This is a genomic window from bacterium (assembly GCA_021372535.1).
GTDB lineage: Bacteria > Latescibacterota > Latescibacteria > Latescibacterales > Latescibacteraceae > JAFGMP01.
Map to the genome: position 1 here is coordinate 1 of JAJFUH010000125.1, position 21,939 is coordinate 21,939.

The window sequence follows — 21,939 nt, forward strand, 5'->3', positions numbered from 1 at the left end:
AGTATTGATCCATGGAAAAAAGCAAAATGCAGACAAAGCAGGCACATAATCATACTAACACAAGACAATAGAATGCGCATGTAAATAGTATTGTTTAAACCCAGGTTTTCTCTATACAGGAATAATACAAGAAGGCTGAAAGTCATATTAATATGGAATGAGATATACAACCCATACGTTGAATTATGGGGATAAACAAATATCGAGACAAGAAATAAAGCAGCAATGATTGCATTGACGAATAACCAAATATTTTTTTTATAATAACGCTTTACAAACATAGTAATTAAAAAGAATAATAATATGCATGATTCACAATAAAACCCAATACTGAAAAGAAGCTTATAACGATAGGCCGATATATAATTCGTTAAAGGGAAAGCCCCGCAATCAAGAGAATTTAAATGTGATACTACATTTGGTCCTGCGACAGGTATAAGCCATTTCCATCTCGGTAGACCAGCCAGCCATTCACCCATCTCTCTCTGACGTAAAGTATTGTAGATGTATTTTGTGAACTTTGAAAAACTTAAAAAATCATGCCACCCGTTAACGATCCATACAATCGTTGGTAAAGCACCAATGATTAACCCGGAAAAAAACAGTATTGTTCTGAAACGGAATGAAAGTCCATCGACATCTTTCCATGATCCCGCCCACAAAGTAATACTGACGGTTAATCCGATAAAATATACTATCCCTAATGGATGAGTTGTCGAAGCCAATGCAACAAATAATCCGGATAAGAACCAGATAAGTCCTGATTTATTGATCGAGCTAAGCGGAGAAAGCATACATGGAAAAATCAATGTCCCGGTAACGCCGAGGAAAAGGACTTCCTGCTCGAAACGTACCGTACGAGCCGCAACAATAACAGGAGGAGCAAGCCCCACCAATATCAATGGAATAAATAAGATGTAATTTTTGAATGAAAATTTTTTACTCATCATTAATATAATAAGCATGAGAGTCGACAATAGAAGAGCTGCAGAAAAGGTACGGCTTTTCTGATCAGAAAAACCAAAACAATAATGGAAAATATTCCTGAGAAAAAAAGCAGATATTGGTGGATAACGACGCACGACATCCGAGCTGAATGAATCACTTAAATAAGGAGGATATTTAAAATCATTATACTCTATGAATCGATGGGGAATATCGAGAATACTTCTTTCATCACCATCTGCATTAGGTAAATATTCATTTTTTGTAAGATATGAAAAGCCAATAATACAAAAAAGAATAACCAAGAAGAAAATAAAGACTTTTCTTTTCATCGTCAGCCTTCATAGCCCTGTGTTTAAAGTGAGTATTCCTATAACGGTAATTTCTTTTTAAAATATAACTTTTTCAGTTATTGTCCATTTTTATTATTATATATAATAGACATATCTTTATCGATTTGTTTTATACAATTTGTAATACATATTTAAGAAGTATTTATTATAATAACGAAATATTTAAGAAATTGCAAAATTTCATTGTATTTAAGAGAATAGGCTTATGTTATATAAATATCTTCCAAATTTTATATTTAAAAGTTTGTTTGGTGACAGGAAACAATGGGGAAACCAACCATTTGCTAACGATAAAGATTTTATTTATTGGATGGACAAATTATGGTTAGATTATTATATGGGATTTCATCAGGGAAGAATTGCTTCAACAGTGAATCATCTCGGTTTTAAAATAATGAACCATATTAATCTGAATAACAGGTCTATCTTGGAGGTGGGGCCGGGAAATGTCGAACATCTCCGTTATACACAAACCCGTCCGCGTGAATATATCATCATCGATCTGACTGAGGATCTTCTTACGGTGGCCGAGAAAAAGCTGAACAGCTATAATGTTCATAATGTAAAAAAAATCCTTCTTTCAGGTACTCACATACCCTTACCTGAAAACCATATAGATATTATATTGACATTTCATCAACTCGAACACGTGCATAATCTCACAGAACATATTGATGAATTCAAACGAATCCTGAAAAATGATGGTCTGATTGTTGGAGCAGTACCTGCTGAAGGGGGTTTAACATGGGGTATTGGCAGATTTTTTACTACAAGAAGATATATTAAAAAAAATTTAAATATTGATTTTGATAAAATCATCTGCTGGGAACATCCAAACTTTGTCGATGCTATCAAAAAGATACTCGACAGAGAGTTCACGCTTGTTAAATCATGGAAAAAACCTCTTGGCTTTCTTCCATTCGATTTGACGATATCATGGTCGTTTATTTATAAAAAAACATGATATTTTTTCCGGGACTCGCAAAAATGAATCATACATTCACTTTTTCGATCTCTTAATTCGATAACGATATGCAATATCGACAACAGCCAATGGAGCAACACAAAAATCACTTAGAATAACCTTAGAATAGCCATGAGGCCGTCCTATATATATTGATGGGAATTCCCCGATACTCAACCCGTTATTATACCAAATAGACAAAGCTTCGATGAGATAGAGAGGAGATGTATATTTCACTTTGTAAGAACTCAGTATTTCAGCAGCCCGGCGGTTGTAGAAACGATAACCGTTGCTGAAATCAATAACCGGTATCCAAATAAGAAGCCGGACGAAAAAATTGTATACACGGCTTACCCATGTTCTAAAAAATCCCCTTTTTTCGCTTTTACTTCCTGTCAGATATTTTGAAGCTATTGCTACATCATATATTTTTAATAGCATTATACCCGTTTCAAACTCTTCCGGACGATGTGACATATCACCATCCATTTCGATGAAAACATCATAATCAGTATTTTTTATGCCCCAGTCAAGCGCGAGTTTCAATGCCCCACCGCGTTGACATCCTCGTTTTTGTTTTCGGCGCTTAACAAGATGAACATGGCCATAGTTTAATTGAAATTTCTCGATTTGTTCGATAGTACCGTCATCACTGCCGTCATCAACGATGCATATCGTGTATTCCAAACCATCCAACATCGTTCTCATGTTCTCTAATACTGTTGTAATCACTTCGGCTTCATTAAGGATAGGCATGTTTATAAAAACACCCCGTTGGGGTGTATATCCTGAAAAGTTAATTCTGGGCATTTAATACTCCCATTCTATGTCCTGATGTTTTTCATTTTATTGATACTGTTCGCTCAGATTGATAGTAAAGAAATCACTTGAATTCGACTATTCATCGCCAGTGGTGGTGGCTTTTCGCCGAATTCGAAGCTTCGCCATCGTGATTTCTACCGATAAGTTTAGGCGTAGCCATCAACACATTACCACATGCTTAGCATGTGGATTTCTAATTCGTATTAATATTCTTTAAAAACAAGGGAACATAGCATTATTTTTAAAGTATGCTCAAGAAAGTTCATGTTTTCTCGGCGACAATACTCATTCCGGCAGAATTACCGAATAATTTCTGAATAAGAACAATTGGTAAAAAAGCTACCATAATTAACGAATACAGTGGCATACGACCGTTAGTTTTTGATATATGGACCGTATCGGTTAGTAAATTCTGTATACTTAATGCCCAACCAAACATATGATTGGTTGAAGATACCTTGACATTTATAAAACCCAAGTCCTTAAGAAATTCAGTCATGTTCCCGGGTGAAAAGAGATATGTATGACGCGGGAAATGGAATCCTCCCCAGTATTTACCAAACAACCTGAAATCCATGCTGTCGGTATTAGGAGTTTCAATATACAGTTTGCCATATGGCTTTAACAGATTCCATGCTTTTGTAAGAAGCAGTTTCGGTTGAACCACATGCTCTACAAGATGGTTTAAAATAATTAAATCGTAAGATTTTAGCGGTAAGTTCACATCTTCAAACCTGCTATGAATAATATTTCTTCCAAGTTCTTTACCCATTTTTACTGCTGTCTCATTAATTTCCACACCGGTAAAACCCCAACCGTTTTCAAGACGACTCATATAGTCCATGAAATGTCCGCTGGCACATCCAACATCGATGATGGATGCATGTTCAGGGATGAAAGATCTGAAATATTTTCGGATCATTTTATAGTTCTTTTCAAGAAGATATTTGTAGAATACTGAGCTTTCACCATGGATGTTCATATATTCCGGGGGATAATACCAAATGAGCTCGTCTTGAGAAGGCATGGGATCAAGCTGGATAAGTTTACACCGTGTGCATTGAATAACCGCAAAATGAGAATGGCTCAATTCATACTCATAGTCCGAAACATCATTATGCAGTACGACAAAATCGGTATTATCACAAATCATACATTGAGCATCAGCCATATTCGTACTTTATTTAAATAACAATGGTTCGGTTTCTTTTGTAATGAACGGATGGTTTGAATAGAAAACCGGATATGAACACTTCTCGTATATAGGGATGAGATAATTTTTTATATAATACTGATCTTCGGCGGACAAACATCCGGGAAAATCCTTTGCAAACTGGGAAAATCTACCCATTCTTTCCCAGATCTTTTTCAAGGATTCGCTGGTAATATTCCCAAAACATAACGGGTTATATGAACACCCTATAACATCACCATAACAGGTAATACCGATTTTTTCCTTTCCGGAAGGGCACCGTTGTTTTAAGAAATATGAAAAAGCCCAATCATAGGTAAGTCGTGGATACTGTTTGAGCATATCACGCACCCGTGAATACTCTTTATCTGAAAGTGTCTCGAAACCCTCGGCGCAACCGATGGGGGCAATCTGGCCACCACTTGAATTGATACCATGCTCATGACAGAACTGAATAACCTTTTCAGCCTTATCCAATTCGCCGGGAAACATAGTGGGACACAATCCTGTGATGAGCCCCGCCTTTTTCGCATACTCATATCCAGATATAGCCTTTTCATGAGTCCCGGAACCGCGAATTCTGTCGTTCTCTGAAGGATCTATACTTTCTAAACTAAAGTATAATGCATTCAGACCGGCTTTTTTCAGTTCACGAATGACTTCTTCTGAAGCAGCCTGACCATTTGAAACAATATGGGTGAAGTATCGCTCTTTGTGAAAAACGGAAATGAGATCAAAGATTTTGTTATATAATAATGGTTCGCCACCAAGGACAGTGACACACCATGCTCCTAACTTACCGGCTCCTTGGGCAATAAGTCTGTAATCAGGAATATCAAGTTTTTTTAAATGTTTTTTCTCGTATTTCAAGACTGAACACATTATGCATTTTAATTGACATTCAAATGTTGGATACAATTCAATAAGCCTTAGAGTATTTTTGCGGAGAACCAACGCTCTGAAAAATCCTCGGACCGCCCTATATAAAATGGTCGGATTTGCAATAGCCCACTTGTTTTGTAAATACTTATTCAATAAGATCATTTTAAATTCCATGTAAATAATTTGCTGAAATATATGTAATCAATTTCTTGATCAACCCATTTTATATGAGAAAAAATTGAATCTCTCAAAAAGAATAAATTTACCTTATGTCGACCGCCTGAATAAACAACACAAAAGAGACTTATTCCCGGTAATCAAATCAAACGATTGCAGTCCGCTCACAAAGGCTTTTATCAGATAAGATACAGCTATTTCATCAGGCTGTAATGAGCGGCTCGTCACAGATAGAATTTCTAAACCGCATTTCGCCGATATATACTGCATGGATTTTATAGTATAATACTCAAGATGTTCCGGAGGAAACAGTCTTTGAAATATCCCCCGGGGATGACCATTTGTTATTGCGCTTATACATCTTCCGGTTTGATAAACCATGGATTCAACATTTGGAGTTTCAAGATAGAAATATCCTCCGGGGCGAAGACGATTATGAATATTTTGAAAAAATAACACGGGATCAAGTACATGTTCGATCAAGTCGATAGCGGTTATCAGAGAAAACTCATTCAAGTGCATTGGAGCTTGTTCTATTTCTGTCTGGTATGCTTCAATTCCAAGATTTTTGGAATGTTCAACAGTCTGTGAAACGACATCGATACCTATAGGCTCGACACCGTAAAGTCTCGATGCAGTATGTAAAAAACCACCCATATCGCACCCTACATCAAGAATTCGTTCTCCTTTCCAGCTATGATTTCCAACGACCGTACTTAATAAATTAAAAATAAATCGACATCGCCGTTCTAAGGTATTTTTATTGTTCCGTCTCAGTTTAAAGTAGGGATGTTTATAGTAATCCTTCGAATTGTAAAAATTCAGCAACTCCTTTTTTGTCGGGCGGGGATAATAGTTCCATAAACAACATTCCCTGCAAATAATTAATTTTATCTGTCCTATTTTTACAACTGGTTTGTCCATAAGTCTGGAGCCGCATATAACACATATCATAATATTTTCATCCATGGACAGCAGCTTTTCAGTAGCAAAAAGAAAATGTTCCCGTGTCCGGGCATAATAGACAGATTTGATTCTAAAGCGATCACGGCCGAGATACAGCTCGCTTTTCTCCCATCCCAGATGCTGATTCCAACCATACCGTTCAACCGATTGATAATATTGAGACCTTGATCATTATACGCATGAAGAATAACCTCACAATCGGAATTTGAACGGAAAATGTATCCTTTCTATTTATATTATCAAAATTACAACCAATTGCAAGGCAAATTATTCTTACAACTTCCCTTTGTTCTTCCATATAAAAGCAAAGGGCCCGGTGTTATACACACAAGCCCTTTTCGCAGGTATTATCAAGTTCCGGACTGCGCCGGATCATTAAACCGTGTCCCCGTCATGCCCTGAGCACAACCGGAGCGGTTTGTTTACCATCCCGGAGCTGAAGCACTGCCGAATAGGTTCCCGCCGGGAATTTGGATATGTTCCACACCGCGCAGCCGGGGCCTGCCTGGTGAAAACCCCGGAGGATACGGTCGATGCGGTCGCCGCTGCTGTTGTAGATATCGATGAATGCGTAATCATCCGCGGGCATGACGTATTCGAGCGCGATAAAGGGACTGGTCGGGTTGGGCAGACAGTTGTCAAGCACCCGTATCCGGGCTTCGGTTGACTGTTTCGGTACCGTCTCGCTCACCTTCCCATAATCGAACGGCTCGTCATACAGGTAATAGACATTGGCACGGTTGCTGTCACCCTCTTTTTTCGGTATGTAATTGGAGCGGATGGGATACCGCTGGAGCGTGGTGAGCTGCACACGGTGCGCTGCGCCGTCCTCCCAGCTATACACCGGGATTTTTCGCGGATCGATAACGGTGGTGAGGCCGCGTTCGAGAGCAATGTTGAAAAAGCCGAAATTACCGGGTTCATGGCCGGCTATCCATGTGCCGACGCTGTCCACGAGGACCGCATCCTTACCGAAAATGACGAAGTTGGTCATAAAATCGCGGGCTTCGGTGAGTCCCTTCGTATTGTTGAGCGGGGAATTCGGTCCGCGGTAGAAACAGCCCTCACGGCTGTGAATCGCCTCACCGATACAGAGGCCCATTTTGGTCGAGGAAACATTGTCAACGGTTCTGTGGCACCAGATTTCGGAGGTGTTCTGGGATCCGTAGAAATCATATCCCCTTGCCCAGTTCGGCATGATTCCTTCCTGAACATGACGTTTGAATGAAGCCTCCATATCCTCTTTTGCTTTGGGAACGAGATTTTCATAGCTGTATTTTTCGAGGGCGAAAATACCCTGGCAGAAACGCTGGTATCTGTTCGCGATGCTTCCCTGGTGATTTTTACAGACCAGGGTTATGCCATTCATGTTGTTCTTGAGTTTACCGATGTTGAGAAAGAATGTATCCGGCGCGTTTATCGGCCAGAGATGGGGAATCTTCATATGGACTTTGCCGTTGGGGACATCCGTCCAATGGATTTTATCCTTCGAGATTGTGCGGGCATCTTCGCTCAGGTCACGGATATCGGCGCCTGTCCGCTTGCACATCGCCGTATACATGCGCGGCTCGAAACATCTGGGGCCGTTCACTTCACGGATATAAAACTGGCTTCCCGAAAAACCCAGTTCTTTCATACCCTCGATGATGCCCTCGACAAAATACGGATCGGTGACGATCCCATGCCCGTATTCAAGGGTGAAACCATCCATATCCCACATGGAATCGGTGAGATTGGGCTTTATCGGTATCATATGGGTCAACGGTATCCCGCCCTTGTCGACCGGCAGCATGACCGAACGGGCAAACCGGAGCCCTTCTTCCTTTTTTGCGGGATAGTTCGTCTGGATGTCAACATTGGTTCTCATGATGAACACCGCCTCGGGGTGTTCCTCCACGAAGGGATGAACGTTGAAATATCCCGATGACGTCTGTGAACGGGTGTCACGGGCAAATACCGGTTTTATCGCTCCCAGGGCACCCAGTGCTGCGGATCCTTTCAGAAAAGCTCTGCGATTGAACATATTTATCTCCCTCTGTCTGCCGAGTAAGTGTTCTCTGATTGTTCAGCGACTGATTAATTACTCGTTGTTACTGGTTCTCGTAAAATCAATAACGGATATTCGAACAAAATTCAAAGGTTGTAATTCGTAAAACCATCAACATCATTAAACTACCCCGCAGCAAACTCCGAGGAATTCTTTGATAAAAAAAATATATCCGCACAATCGTACAAATCCGTGTTCTATCGAATTGGGTACATTGATAGAGTTAAGCGTCCTGTTCCGTGTCGATATCGGAAACCACACGGTTGCGGCCTTCTCGCTTGGCGGTATAGAGAAGTGAATCGGCGCGGTGTATGATCGCCGAGTGCTGACGGTCGGTGTCGCGGGCTCCCGTTACACCGATGCTGATTGTTACGGGCACACGATGGTCCTCGTATTCGAAAACCGTATTTTCGATTTCATACCGCAGTTTATCGGCAACGATTTTCCCCTGTGTTAAGTCGGTTTCAGGGAGGATAATCACAAATTCCTCTCCACCGTACCGTGCAAAGACATCGGGTTTCCGGAGTATCTCCCTGACTCGCATGGCAATTGTCTTCAGTACCTTGTCGCCGGCATCATGGCCGCAGGTGTCGTTGATGTTCTTGAAATGATCGACATCAAAAAAGATGAGCGTGAACGGCTGTTTGTACCGCTGGAAACGCTCAAGCTCCATATCGATTCGATCCTCAAAAACCCGTCGGTTGAATATCTCGGTAAGGGGATCGATGCGGCTCTGTTCTTCGAGAACCTGGTTTTTTTCGGTAATGGAAGTAATAATGGTTTCGAAGTTCTTTTTAAGTACTTCCCGTTCGTTACAGGCAGTTTCGATGCGAAGGGAAAACTCGTTTCTTTTATCACGTATGGCAGAGGATATGTGATTGAGCTTTGAAGCGAACAAAGACTTGAGATTCTCCACGGAATCCACTTCTCCGAATGATTCGGTGAGGTTTTTGATCTGTGATTCTAAATTTTCGGTGAATGTGTAATCCGCCTTATGATTTCTGTCCGTATTTTCCGTTGTTGCATCGATGATTCTCTCCAGCGCAGACAGTTTCTCGATGATTTCCCTGATAAAGGCGGTCAATGCTTCCAGTTCGGTCTGAACATCACGGATCAGCTTCTCGATGATGGTTAAGACGTATTTGCGTTGTGAAAGCAGGTAATCGAAATCATCGCTGGCCGATACACGGCTTTGAATTTCCATGAGTTCGGGATGATATTTATTCCCGAGGATTTTTTCAAGGTCCGACAGTGTGTTCAGACTCGCCTTTTTCAGTTGTTTGAATCTGCCTTCCGCAATATCACGGGCATCCTTTTTAAAAATACCCTTCAGAAACGAGTGGTTTCTATTGATATCACCTTCGGGGGAGATATCATATTTCAGAATGAGATTTTTCAAACTTCTGAGGGCCTGCTCGCGTCGCACCAGATTGGCGTTCTCTGTGAGAATATCCCTGTATTCATCGATAAAATCGGAATATATTTCGTCTCCCCGGGCACCCATTATTCCCAGTACCGCAAGGGCGAAACGTTTGTGGTAATCGACCTCGCTGTTGCACTGCACCTCGGTTTCAAGAACCATTTTCTGGAATCTCTGACGTTCAGCTTCCTTTGAATCGATACGTTTTCTGAGCCGCTCAACTTCCTCTTCAATGTTTAAACAAGGCTTTTTTTCGGGTTCCGAGGCCGGATATTTAAAGAGCTTTATCACTTCTTCTCTTTCCGAAAGAGCGTTGGAAAGCGCTCTCGTGGTTACCGCATGCCCTTTTGCGGAAAGAGCCTTTAAAATTTCGATGCACGCTTTCGCCAGAGCATCCAGTTCATTCAAATATTTTTTATTTGCCATATCCGGTTTTTCCCTGCATGATTAAAGAACATATTTATACATCTTGAACGCTTCCATTTCATATACTATAATAAACGTTCTCACGACAGTTCCTGTCAACAACAAAGTCTTTTGCGGCAACCGCTCTTTTTCTTTAAAACACTTTTTTTGAATATACCTTTTGATAAGCATAGGAAACGCTTTATCGGAAATATATGGTTTCTTCGACACTATATGATCCCCCCTGCCTGCGGCATCCCCCCTTGTTAAGAGGGGAAAAAAGCGGACAGGTGAACGGAGAGACTCTCCCTTTGTTTTATAAGGGGGAAACGGCGAAGCCGAGGGGGATCAATGATAGTGCTGATTTAAGGTGATAACCGAATACTTTTTTATGATACTTTCCTTTGCTCGCCCAAAGGAAAGTATCCAAAGGAAACGGCGCCCCGTGAAAAGCCTGTTTCCTCATTCGCTTCGCTATTTTCGGGAAGCGCAAAACTCACACATCTTCGATGTGTTCAAACAGTTGCGCTTCCTGTTCCGAAAACCGCTCGTTCATTCGGGGCTTTTCAACGGGGAATACGAATTCTCAGGCGTTTTTGGTTATACTCTGTTTATAATCATTGTATTACAATACACTTCGCTGTGGATTTTTTTAGGGATCGTCAAGTATAATCTTTTTCGATATTACGTGGAAATCTTTATAAACAGTCATACCGGAGGAGAGTACAAGATGGCACATAAACGGTTTATACTGCTGTTACTGGTTACGGTTATGGGAGCGGTTGTTTTTCTTTCCTGTGCCCGGGAATCCTTTTCCGACATGATCGGCACTGCGCTCCGTGACAATTTCGAGACCGGCGAGCTCAATTCATGGGAGAGTTATCCATACGCCGAGGACCCCGGATTCGATCCCGATATCGTCTGCGTATCCGAACCCTCATACGGCAACAGCGCTTTTTCCCTGACCCGGATACTCGAACCGAACGACACCGATTATCCGAGAGACCGTAATCTTCTCGGCATGACCAGAAAATGCCGCATCCGGACAAACAGCGGGACAGAGATCGGGCTTGCCGTATTCCTCGATGCCGACCGGAAAGCCCGTGAGATCAGAATCATCCTCTGCGCGGCGGACGGCCGCAGATTCACCCGTACCGAAAAGAACCCGCCATCCATGCAGTGGATTCCCATCAGGCGCACCCCGGGTGATTTTACCTCGGGCAGCGAAACCCTTCAGCCCGGGGTCGAAATCGAAGCGGTCGCTGTCCTCGCAGAATTCGGGACGGTGAGTCCCCACCGGAGCTATGCCATACATATCGATAACTTCGAGCTCACCGGCGAGACGGAGCGACGGTTTATCGGGGTCGATCCCGCGACAACCTTTTTCGACAAATTCCGGTTAACCGCACTCAACCGCCATTTTCATCGCGGCGAGACCATATCGCTCAGTGTACGTCCCGAGCAGGGAGACCATCCGATAAACCTGAAATCGGTAACCGCTGTCGTGTATGATTCCGGCGGCCGGGCATGTACCCGTGACAGCAGGCTTTACGATGACGGGTCCCACGGCGACAGGGCCGGTTCGGACGGCGTCTGGAGCAGCGGGGCGCTGTACCGCATCGGGAATAACGATCCCGCAGGCCGGTGGAAGCTTGTCATCAGGGGCAGCGGCTCCAACGGCGAAACGGTAGAGGACGAGTTCTTCTTTATCGTTCCCGAGCGCCGTCTGACACCCGGGGATCATCCGCGTCTCTTCTTTACCGCCGATTCGGTCGACTCGCTCAAGTCGGGCCGTACCAGCCCGATGGCGGAAAAGGCGCTCGATCACGCTGTCGCCGCGGCAAAGAAACAGCTCCTCGGCGCCGATATCTCCGGTGTCGTGGAAGGCAAAAGCGTAAACCTGGAGTTCCTCGACGGCGGTCCCTTTTCGACCACCTGGGATGACTACTCGCGCTGGAGTGTTCCCGGTTATCTTGCCGCTGATACGGTTGAAAACGGCGCTTTCCTCTATGCATTGACCGGCGACCGTGAAGCGGGGATGAAAGCGAAGGAATTCCTCCTCCGGTTTGCCGCTTTCGAGCACTGGAACCATCCCTGGTTCGATGCTCACCGCATGTATTCATACTACCCTGTGGGGCTGTGGTGCCAGGGTCTTGCGGTCGGATACGATTTCCTCTATCCCCTTATGAACGAACAGGAGCGCGCGCTGGTGAGGAAAGCGCTGCTCGAAAAGGCGATCATTCCCCATTACCGCGATCAGGTGCTCAACAACCGGCTTCCCTCGCTCATCACCAATCACATCGGGATGAATACGACAGGGATTCTGCTCGCGACCATCGCCCTCATAGGCGACGATCCCGAAAATCCCGACATGGAGCCGTACCTTTCCGGCATCCTTACCAGATACAAGGCGCATATCGATGCGGCATATCTTCCCGACGGGAGCTATGCAGAGCCCGAAACATACACGAGCACGGACGCCGAACCCCTTGTCAAGTGTCTCGCCGCCATCGAGCGGAATCTCGGCATCGACTGGACGACAACCACACCGGTGAAATCGGTTTACACATACACGGCGTACGCTTTGACCGCGAACGGTCTCAACGCGCCCTCGTTCGGCGACGGTGGACGCGATTACGGCGCAGGGCTCAGAAGGCTTCACCTCTGGCTTGCCCGCCGGACCGGAGACTCTCTGGCATGGGGACGGTATCTGTGGCAGAACGACCGTTTCCCCGGCCGTGAGGATTTCTTCGATTACCTCTGGATGCCGGAAAAAATCGAGCCGCGCCCGTTTTCGGAGCTTCCGCCGTCACAGTGGTTCCGGTCAAAGGGGAATGCCGTCTTCCGCTCGGGATGGACGGACGACGATCTCATGCTCGTTTTCCGGTGCGGCCCCCACGCCAACCATTATCACCTCGACCAGGGATCGTTCTGGTTTCTGTACAACGGCGAGCCGCTCATCACCGAAGCGGGAGTGGTGAACTATTACCGTAATCTCTACTACCGTTCGTTCTACATCCAGCCCATAGCGCACAACACCGTGCTGCTCGATGCGTATCCCGAATCCCAGCAGATAGCCGATTTTGACAACGGTATCGGGGCTCTCGATACCTTCCCCCGTATCACCTCCTGTTTTACCGGGGAGATCATCGATGCCGTGGAAGGCGAATTATCCTGCGTATACAAGGAGCGGCTTAAGGAGTTCAACCGCTCGTTCGTTTTCATGAAACCCGACTATATCGTCATGTACGACAATCTCGCGGCGGTCGGGAATGAGACATTCACCTGGATTTTCCATGCGGACGGCGCCGGGTCTATAACGGGGAACGGCAACGAGGTCGTCATTTCCCGCCCGCGGACGCAGCTCCGGATGAATATCCTCGCTCCCGCAGACCTTACGCGGATGACAAAAAAGCATGTCGACCAGGACATGAGCTTCGTTCAGCTCGGGACGCGCAACCCCGCAGCCGGGGCGCGGTTTCTGGCCGTCCTGATCCCTTCCGATCAGGAAAATGCAGCGGAACGGTCGGGGTGGACAATGAAAAAAGTCACAGAAAACGGCTGGATCGGTACGGAAATCGTGAGAGCACACCATACCGACCGTATTCTCTTCCGGACCGGGCCCGGCGGGGAAACAGTTCCTGCGGGTGAGTTTGAGACGGACGGCGACCGTTTTGCGGTAACCGGCAAGGACGACGGCACTGTGGAAAAACTCTGGGTGAGAAACGCCGCGACGGTGAAAGAGAAACGCGCGACAGTCGCGCGGACACTCCTTGAATCCGATATAAAGCTCACCATTTCAATCGCTTACCGTGACAGAGAGGTTGCCATCGAATCCGACGCCGGGAGTGCGGCTCAGCTTGCGGTATGGATCGGGAAAAAACCCGGCTCGGTGCTTCTGAACGGAGCAAAAACGCGGTTTTCGTACGATGGGTCGGACGGTCTTCTCCATGTTCCGGTGCCGCAGGGCCATTTATTCCTGATTGTCAGGTGACATCCGGCGTTCCGAACGGATTACGGCTTTACATGGCTACAGCCGGTATGCAAGAATCTGGAAGCGTGATGGCGAATCATCCACCATCTCGACATGAAATCCGCCGGCGTCAAGCAGCTCACGCATTTCCCGTTCATCGGGTATCTGATGGGAAACGATAACATGCTTGGCGTCACGGTGACGCTTATTGATGGTCTCACGGCTTGCAAGGTGAGCGATCCATAACCGTCCGCCCGGTCTGATGACCCGATGGATTTCGGCAAGCGCGCGCGGGCGGTCGCTGAAATGAGGAAATACCTGAAAACATAAAACCACGTCAAAATATTCATCCGGGACAGGTATCGTATTGACCGACCCGTGGAAGAGCCGAACCCAGTGGGGGAGATTGCGCCGCCTGGCCCCGTCGATCATTTCGTGCGATATATCGCAGGCAACAACCGCACCGTCCTGACCGACAAGGTCGGCAAGAATGGCAGTCAGGCGTCCGGTCCCGCAGCCCGGTTCAAGAATCCTGTCCCCCGGATGAATATTCCAGAGCGTGAGGCACTCCTCGAGCTTCGTCCGCTCTTCTTCATCGAAAGAAGCCATCAATCCTTCTTTCGCACACTCGTCAAAAAAAGCACCTATCACTTTTTCCTGTTCATTCATTGCTTCGCCTTCCGGTATAATCTTCGGTATCATATATTATCCTGACAGGTATAATTTATTATTTATACTATCATTAGTAATCATCAATCGTTCTCATCCGAAAAGATGTAACAGAAAAACAAATCCGTGCAAATCCGCCCGATCCGCGAAAATCCGCGTTCTAACAATATTTGTGAACAGGCCGGGCTAAGAAATTCCCGTTCTATGACCGTGTCGCCGCGAAAGAAATCCCCACAATCAGGCTCGAAACAAGCACGATGCAGGCGCCGACCGGGAGATCGAACCAGTATGCGGCCCCGAATCCCCCGAGCGCGCTTGCGGCGCCGAACACGCTGCTCAGGATGAGCGCTGTCCTGAAATTACGGGCGAGCCTGATCGCCGCAACCGCAGGATTTGAAATGAGACTGTAGAGCAGAAGTCCCCCCACGATTTCCAGATTGATGGTGATCACTCCCGCAGAGAGAATCAGGAGGAGGATGAAGATCATCCACTCGGGAATGATGAGCGCCGCCAGTTCTCGGCTGAACATGAGGGCTTTGAGCTCGTTCCGGAATATCGAGATAAAGGTTATGAGCACGACGGTCATTACCGCCATGATCAGCAGTTGTCCCCTGGTCACGAAGAGGAGACTCCCCCAGAGAAGACCGAGCATCGATGATTTCGGCCCTTCGCTCAATCCGATGCCGAGAAAGGCTATCCCGAGCATGAGCGAAAAGAGGGAACCGAGCGCCGCGTTGGGATCGATATCACGGTTTCTGAGAAGCATTCCGAGGATGACCGCTCCCGAGAGAGCCCCGATGAAAGCAGAAGCTTCCGAAGGAAATCCCATGAGTACACCGAACACCGCTCCGGCAAGGGCCGCGTGCGCCGAAAACACCGCTATGAACGGCATGCGCATCCCGACGATGAAAACACCGAGCAGCCCCGCAGTACCGCCTCCCAGAAGCGCCGCCAGCATGATCGGCCCGAATATGCTCACAAAAACCATTATCACTCCAGAACGCCGAGACGGTGGGCATGATACCGGCCACGGTGTTTATGTACCTCGATGTTGCACCCGTACAGCCGCGAAAGGATGTCTTCCCTGAGAACCTCATCGGGCGGCCCGGCTGCAAGCTCACGGCCGTTCTTGAGCAGGAGAACCTGATTGCAGCAGGACGGCAGACGGTCCACATCATGCGTAACCATGATGATGGTTTTTCCGAGGCTGTGGTAGAGGTCTTCGGTCAGCTGTGTGAGGCGTTCCTGCCAGTCGAGATCGAGTCCGGCGGTCGGCTCGTCGAGCAGAATGATCTCCGGCTGCTGGGCAAGAATACGGGCAAGCTGCACCTTGCGTTTTTCGCCGCCGGAAAGCTCACGGTACAGTCTCGCGCGGAATTCCCCGATGCCGAGCGTCGTTACGGCATCCTCGACCGCCAGCCGGTCAGCAGTGGTGAATACCCGTCCTATTCCACGGAGTCCCAGCCGTCCGAAAAGCACTACATCCTCGACCGTGACAGGGAGATCGGGGAAGAATTCGTGGTACTGGAGCAGGACACCGATTTTTTTACGGATCGCGATTTGTTCACGATGAGTTGCCGGAATGAACGGATTGCCGAGAACGCGGATGCTGCCCGACATTACGGGCTGGAGCCCGGCGAGTATCCGCAGAAGTGTGGATTTTCCCGATCCGTTCGGCCCGATGATTCCCCAGAAGTCGCCCGGGTGAACATGGAGGGAAATGGGGCCTATCACCGGTCTTTTCCGGTATCCGGTCACCACATCATCATACTGTATTACCGCTTCTGCCATGCCGCCTGTATCCTGCGGAGGTTTTCGGAAAAGAGCTCTTCGTATGTTTTCCCGTAGCCCTCCGCGCCGGGAAAATTGCTGATGACCGCCACCGGTGCCTTCATTTTTTCCCCGAGCGACAGGGCGCTCTGGGTGCCTTCCTGGTAATTGCCCACGATAAAAACGGCATCGAGTCCGATGAGTTTCTCGAAATCCTGAGGGGTTGTGTCTTCGGGGCGTTTGAGCACTCCGACCACATCAAAACCGAGCCATGTGCAGAGCTCAACGGCATTCGTCGCGGCGATGACAGGCGCCCCATGCCATTGTTCCGCTGTCTTCCGGGCCTCTGCGCCAAGTTTCTCCGTCCGGGCACCGACACCCTCGAGGGATGCGTTTATTTCGGGCGCCCGATCCGGCAGAAGTGTCACGAGCAGTTCGGCAACATGCTCCGTGAGCCTGAAATAATGCTCCGGGATGAGCGGTGACCCCGTTGTCTCGATGATGTTCATGCCGCGGACCTCGCCGCCGAGCCGTGCGATCTTTTCATCGAGGATGCTCTGGTAGTCATGCCTGATCACCATTGCCGCTCCCTTGAGGAGCGGTATCACCCGGGGGCTCAGGTCAAAATGACCGGGACACGATGACGGCGGCAGAATGCTCACCACCTCGACCGGAGCCGAACCGGGAATAACCTCACGCGCCGCGGCTTCGAGCATAGAGGTGCTGACAACGACCGACCGGCTCCCGGATGCCGCGGAGACGGTAACAGGGAGCAGCGATACGGTGAAGAGAAAACACGCGACAATGGCGAGCAGTTTTTTCATTGAATCATATCCTTACATCGAGACCGGCCATAAACGTTCTCCCGGGCATGGGATAGCCGGGCCGGAACTCATATGTTACATCGGTAAGGTTCTCGAATGCAATATATATTTCACCAACATACGAACGCAGAGGAACGAGATAGCCTGCCCGGCAGTTCACAAGCGTATAGGCATCAACTCTGGCAAGCTCGGCCGGGCTCCGTACACCCTGGACATACTGTTTGTCGACATGCTGGGCATCGGCATTCAGGCGCACCTTGCCGAAAAGCGTATATCCGACTCCGGCGCTCAGCGACAGGTCAGGAGCGTTCGGCACCGTATCGGGGGATGTATTCATCAGGCAGACGCCGACAAATGTATCGAGGTCCTTGAGCGGCCTGGCATTGGCGGACGCTTCGACGCCCTGGGTGGTGTACTTCCCGATGTTCTGTATCGAGGGCGGCGGCGGTGGAGGAGGTACTACGCGGAGAGCATCGGTAACCCTGTCGTGAAAATAAGTCACATCAAGAGATAACCGGTCGTTGACTTGAGTTGCGCCGCCGACCTCGAAATGATTCAGGTATTCGGCTTCGAGTTTCTTCCATCCCTCAGGATTTTTTGCGAAGCTCCAGAAATCGCCATACATGATTTTTGCCCAGACACCGGGCAGATTGAATGCACGGGCATAGCTGCCGTGGAACTGGGTCTTTCCCATTTTCACCACCTGGCCGAACTGATATCCCGCCTGATTGCCGAACTCGCTGCTCATGTTGAACCGCACCCCGGCGGAAGGTATCAACTGGATATCGTCGCCGAACACATGGCTGACCATGACGTACGGCGCGGTATTGGTGAGGGTCTCGGATGTTTTAGGACCGGTGTAACTCGGCCGTTTATCCTTATACGTGCCGCCGTAGCTGTCCACATCGAGTCCGGCGACTATTTCACCGGCCTCAGAATATCGCATCGTCTCCCGGATGTGTACACCGGAATTATCGAAGGTCGTTATCCCGTGATCTTCTTCGTTCGCCGTCGAGCTCCACTCCCGCCAGTCGATATAACCGTCATCATAGTAGGCTTTCACCGTGCCCGAGAACATGCCGTTCTGATGAGAGAGTGTGCCGATATAGAGCTTCGAATTGTTGTCGAACTGCTGGGTTTTCGGCAGCGGCGGCGTATTCAGGGGTAAAGGATCATGAGCCCAGCTGTCGTTATACATGAATTGGAAGGAGGCATCGAGACCCCTGCCGAAAGTATACCCGGCCCGGCCATACCCCGTCTGCACTTCGCCATCGGCGTTGTCACGGTGACCATCGCTCTTTCTGCTGCTCAGGGTGAGATAATAATCGAAATCACCGGTTTTGCCGCCGTGCTCCAGTTCTCCGACGAGTGTGGAGTACGCACCCAGTGTGCTGTGGATACGGGTCGTGTATCCTTCCCTGACCATCCGTTTGGGGACGATATTGATCGAGCTGAAAGACATGTTGCCGTTCATGACCGGCTGTACGCTTTTCTGAATATCGATCCGTTCGGCGATATCGATGCTTGACATATCCATGAGCGGATGAGCCCACACGCCCGAAAAACGGGGAATGCCATCGAACATCGTGCTTATCTCCGCGCCGGGACGGCCGGATCCATGACCCCGGACAAATACCGCGCCGCCATCTCCGCCGCCATAGTTGCCGATGAGATTATACCGTGAAATGGTCACTCCGGGCACTCTCCGGAGAGCGGACGGCAGGTCCTGGGCATTCAGATCATCGATCTGGCGTTCACCCACGGTGCTGACTGTTTCGGCATAACGGGTGACCGTGTTCCCCTCGATGACAGGCGGTGCGGTGACGGTGATTTCATCCAGGTAATACCCCCGGTCGGACGATTCGTTCTGCGCCAGCACGAAAGGTGCGGTGCTCAGCATTACGGCGATGACAAAAACCCCTTTAATCCTCCGCATGATCAATCCTTTCAGATGTCCTTGTTATTCTCAGTTAAAGACCGACAGACATTGAAATCCAGACAATAGTACGAATAAATATTTTGTGTTACTTTTAATATACGGAAATTAAATTATGTGTCAAATGGTTTTCGGGTTTTTTTATGAATTTTCGTAAACGGGGGCTGTTGCAGATCGTTTACAAACGAATCAGGTTATGATGTTCCGGGGAGAATCAATTATCGATATTCCGCAGCGATACTGTTTATGGGAACTAGTATTCCTTCAAATCCTCATAAGCATCCCAGACAGGCCAGGTTTTAACGATATCGCCGTACACTTCCGGTTTTCGCTGATGGAAAACCCGGCTGTGTTTGCGACAGATGCGGAGCTGCTGCAGGTCGAGATCATCGACAATGTAATCGTTTTGCGGCACGAGGCAGATTTTTTTGATGGTGTTCGGGTATTCAGCGATCATGGTGGCATAACCGTGATTCGTACAGATCATATCCACATAATTAAGGAACATGCCGGCCTTGACAAGATAATCCTCGATATAAGGCCGTCCGTTCAGCCAGACAAGAATTTCCGCTCCCTTGAGCGACATGATCTCGTATGATTCCGTAAAATAGCCATCATAACAGGTCATGATGCCGATGGTCGCAAAATCGAGATCGAACACATCGAAGCTGTCGCCGCTTTTCATGAGCCATTCGACATCGTCTTCTTTCGGAGGCCAGAAGTACGGGGGAACTCCGACAGCGCCATGAACCTTCTTGTGGCGTCCGATGACAGAACCGTCACGCCCGAACAGAAAGGCAACGTTCGAGAAAGTACCATCTCCGTAATACTCGAAACAGCCGACGATGACATAGATGTGGTTTTCTTTCGCCGCCCTGGATACCTTGTCGACTTTAGGGTCGGGGAGTTTGACCTTGCCGAGATGATATTCGGGGAAAACCACCAGTTGAGCGCTGTCCGAGGCAGCCCGTCCGATATATGACACAACGATATCGGCGGGGTCTTCCCCCTGGGGAGGTACAAGCTGAACCGCGGCGATTCGGGCCGTTTTCCATTCCAACTGTGATTTCTTCAGCGCTTTCTGTGCATCGGTTACCCGGACCTGCTGGGCAGCCGCATAAGAAAATGTCATCGCAAGCAACGCCGACATAATCGGAATACGAAACGTTTTCACTTCTCTCCTCCTGTTTCAGGTGTATCGGGAATGCAGCGACCGTTTTCGTCGTGAATTTCAGGCTGGATTCACAGTGACATGATATCCTCTCTGTTTTGCTGTATCTCACTAACTGACATTGAGTTATGAGGGTGGTGAAAAAGTGTCTTTTTCACCACCCTCATATATAATTGGCTCATCCGAATAATGCGTACCCAGTCATAACTATCGTATATACAATGTGATTTGACTTATACCAGAAAAGGTTATTGGATCATCAAGTACAATATGGCTAGTGGTAACCTGTTGTCAGTCAAGGCTTCGCCGAAGGCGAACTTGTCTTGGCCTTGACTGACATAGAACCGATATCTTGCTAATCAGGTGTATGAGGATTATTTCTCCTCATACACCATTAATTGAAAAACTATCGAATAATCATGATAAACACAGGTACTCATTTCTCGGATGAACCATATAATTAATTCATTGATAAAGTTCACCCGGATTAATGTTTTTCATATATTTCTCTGAGTCCGGATATCCCAAAAATATTCCCGGCCGGGGGAATTGTTCAATATCATCCTGATAAATAATAACGTGGATTGCCTTCCATCAGAATGAATATATAAAGAGTACCTCTAATAATTTATAGGGTGAGCGAATTATAAAAAGTTGCATTTATTTCTCAAAGTCCCCCTTCCTGTCCTGCGGACATCCTTCACCCGAGGGGGCGCAGGAACTAAAGGTGGTGCAACGACTTCCCTTGTCCCCTCCGGGGAAAAGGGAACTGTAGTATAAACCAGAATGACTTTTCAAATACCTTGTATGATAAATAGAGGATCCCTAAATTTTTACATTGCCTGACCCGGTCTATTCACAAAATTTAATAGAACGCGGATTTTCGCGGATCGGTTGGGATGAAAAAAAGCGTTTTCATAGTCCCGGCATCATTTGTGCTGTTTTAGTGGTACCTCGGGATTGGTATTTTCCCATAGAATTTTTATTTCATCGGCGAAGGGTTTGATCTGCAGCATTTTTTTCCGTATAAGAATTTTATATTCCTGACGTTCTTCCTCAGTCATTACATTGAATTCATGGTTTTTTTCCCGAATAAATGTGTATCCTGTTGATAGTACATTTCCCATGCTGTTCGTCACCACCAATTCCAATCTGTTGAAGAAAAAACCACCTATCAGCATAATGATGAGTCCAATAACAATAACACTGGACGATAATTTTAATAAAAAAGGCATTATTTTCTTAATATTCGTTCCAATCTGAAAGGTATTACTGGGCTCTTTGACCATATCCCAGGAATTTGACTTAACGATATTTTGAAAATACCTCTCCTTTTCCCTTTCCATGAGTTCATATGCGGCGGGAAGTGTATTCCCTTCAGCAAATAATGACAGGTCAGGGATTATGAGATAATATTGTTCCC

At 47.1% G+C, this 21,939-nt stretch carries 17 protein-coding genes; 2 read left to right on the forward strand and 15 right to left on the reverse strand.

The window, feature by feature from the left end; all coding sequences use genetic code 11:
* Positions 1-1,277, reverse strand: a 1,277-nt coding sequence (locus tag LLG96_11680; GenBank protein ID MCE5250870.1) for a hypothetical protein, incomplete at its 3' end; no start/stop codon positions are given.
* Between the two features lie 226 nt (positions 1,278-1,503).
* Between LLG96_11680 and LLG96_11685 the strand changes: the two genes are divergently transcribed.
* Positions 1,504-2,262, forward strand: a complete 759-nt coding sequence (locus LLG96_11685; GenBank protein MCE5250871.1) for a class I SAM-dependent methyltransferase — start codon at positions 1,504-1,506, stop codon at positions 2,260-2,262.
* A gap of 36 nt (positions 2,263-2,298) precedes the next feature.
* On the opposite strand, the gene LLG96_11690 is transcribed toward LLG96_11685, so the two are convergent.
* From LLG96_11690 to LLG96_11720, 7 genes are all read right to left on the reverse strand, one after another.
* Positions 2,299-3,072: a glycosyltransferase gene (locus LLG96_11690; protein MCE5250872.1), complete on the reverse strand. Its 774-nt coding sequence runs from the start codon at positions 3,070-3,072 to the stop codon at positions 2,299-2,301.
* Positions 3,073-3,346: 274 nt separating this feature from the next.
* Positions 3,347-4,255, reverse strand: coding sequence for a class I SAM-dependent methyltransferase (locus LLG96_11695; protein ID MCE5250873.1), 909 nt, complete (start codon positions 4,253-4,255; stop codon positions 3,347-3,349).
* Positions 4,256-4,264: 9 nt separating this feature from the next.
* The gene (locus tag LLG96_11700; protein ID MCE5250874.1) at positions 4,265-5,332 is read right to left on the reverse strand and encodes a radical SAM protein; all 1,068 of its coding nucleotides are present in this window, start codon (positions 5,330-5,332) and stop codon (positions 4,265-4,267) included.
* 93 nt (positions 5,333-5,425) lie between these two features.
* Positions 5,426-6,259 (reverse strand): class I SAM-dependent methyltransferase, encoded by an 834-nt coding sequence (locus LLG96_11705; protein ID MCE5250875.1) that lies wholly within the window; start codon positions 6,257-6,259, stop codon positions 5,426-5,428.
* Between the two features lie 26 nt (positions 6,260-6,285).
* On the reverse strand, positions 6,286-6,519 hold the full coding sequence (locus tag LLG96_11710) for a hypothetical protein (protein ID MCE5250876.1): 234 nt from the start codon (positions 6,517-6,519) through the stop codon (positions 6,286-6,288).
* Positions 6,520-6,692: 173 nt separating this feature from the next.
* On the reverse strand, positions 6,693-8,324 hold the full coding sequence (locus LLG96_11715) for a DUF362 domain-containing protein (protein MCE5250877.1): 1,632 nt from the start codon (positions 8,322-8,324) through the stop codon (positions 6,693-6,695).
* 247 nt (positions 8,325-8,571) lie between these two features.
* Positions 8,572-10,194: a GGDEF domain-containing protein gene (locus tag LLG96_11720; protein ID MCE5250878.1), complete on the reverse strand. Its 1,623-nt coding sequence runs from the start codon at positions 10,192-10,194 to the stop codon at positions 8,572-8,574.
* 709 nt (positions 10,195-10,903) lie between these two features.
* Between LLG96_11720 and LLG96_11725 the strand changes: the two genes are divergently transcribed.
* The gene (locus LLG96_11725) at positions 10,904-14,167 is read left to right on the forward strand and encodes a heparinase II/III family protein (protein ID MCE5250879.1); all 3,264 of its coding nucleotides are present in this window, start codon (positions 10,904-10,906) and stop codon (positions 14,165-14,167) included.
* Positions 14,168-14,203: 36 nt separating this feature from the next.
* Here LLG96_11725 and LLG96_11730 read toward each other — a convergent pair whose 3' ends face one another.
* From LLG96_11730 to LLG96_11760, 7 genes are all read right to left on the reverse strand, one after another.
* On the reverse strand, positions 14,204-14,848 hold the full coding sequence (locus tag LLG96_11730) for a methyltransferase domain-containing protein (protein MCE5250880.1): 645 nt from the start codon (positions 14,846-14,848) through the stop codon (positions 14,204-14,206).
* A gap of 169 nt (positions 14,849-15,017) precedes the next feature.
* Positions 15,018-15,803, reverse strand: coding sequence for a metal ABC transporter permease (locus LLG96_11735; GenBank protein MCE5250881.1), 786 nt, complete (start codon positions 15,801-15,803; stop codon positions 15,018-15,020).
* 2 nt (positions 15,804-15,805) lie between these two features.
* Entirely contained in the window at positions 15,806-16,606 is an 801-nt protein-coding gene (locus tag LLG96_11740; GenBank protein ID MCE5250882.1) for an ABC transporter ATP-binding protein, read from the reverse strand.
* Positions 16,591-17,409, reverse strand: coding sequence for a zinc ABC transporter substrate-binding protein (locus LLG96_11745; GenBank protein MCE5250883.1), 819 nt, complete (start codon positions 17,407-17,409; stop codon positions 16,591-16,593). Before LLG96_11745 ends, LLG96_11740 begins: the two co-directional genes overlap by 16 nt.
* A 4-nt stretch (positions 17,410-17,413) precedes the next feature.
* Positions 17,414-19,345, reverse strand: coding sequence for a TonB-dependent receptor (locus LLG96_11750; protein MCE5250884.1), 1,932 nt, complete (start codon positions 19,343-19,345; stop codon positions 17,414-17,416).
* A gap of 253 nt (positions 19,346-19,598) precedes the next feature.
* Positions 19,599-20,519 carry a carbon-nitrogen hydrolase family protein gene (locus LLG96_11755; protein MCE5250885.1) on the reverse strand — a complete coding sequence of 307 codons (921 nt, stop codon included), beginning with the start codon at positions 20,517-20,519 and terminating at the stop codon, positions 19,599-19,601.
* Between the two features lie 926 nt (positions 20,520-21,445).
* A partial coding sequence (locus tag LLG96_11760; GenBank protein ID MCE5250886.1) for a hypothetical protein occupies positions 21,446-21,939 on the reverse strand: 494 nt, incomplete at its 5' end.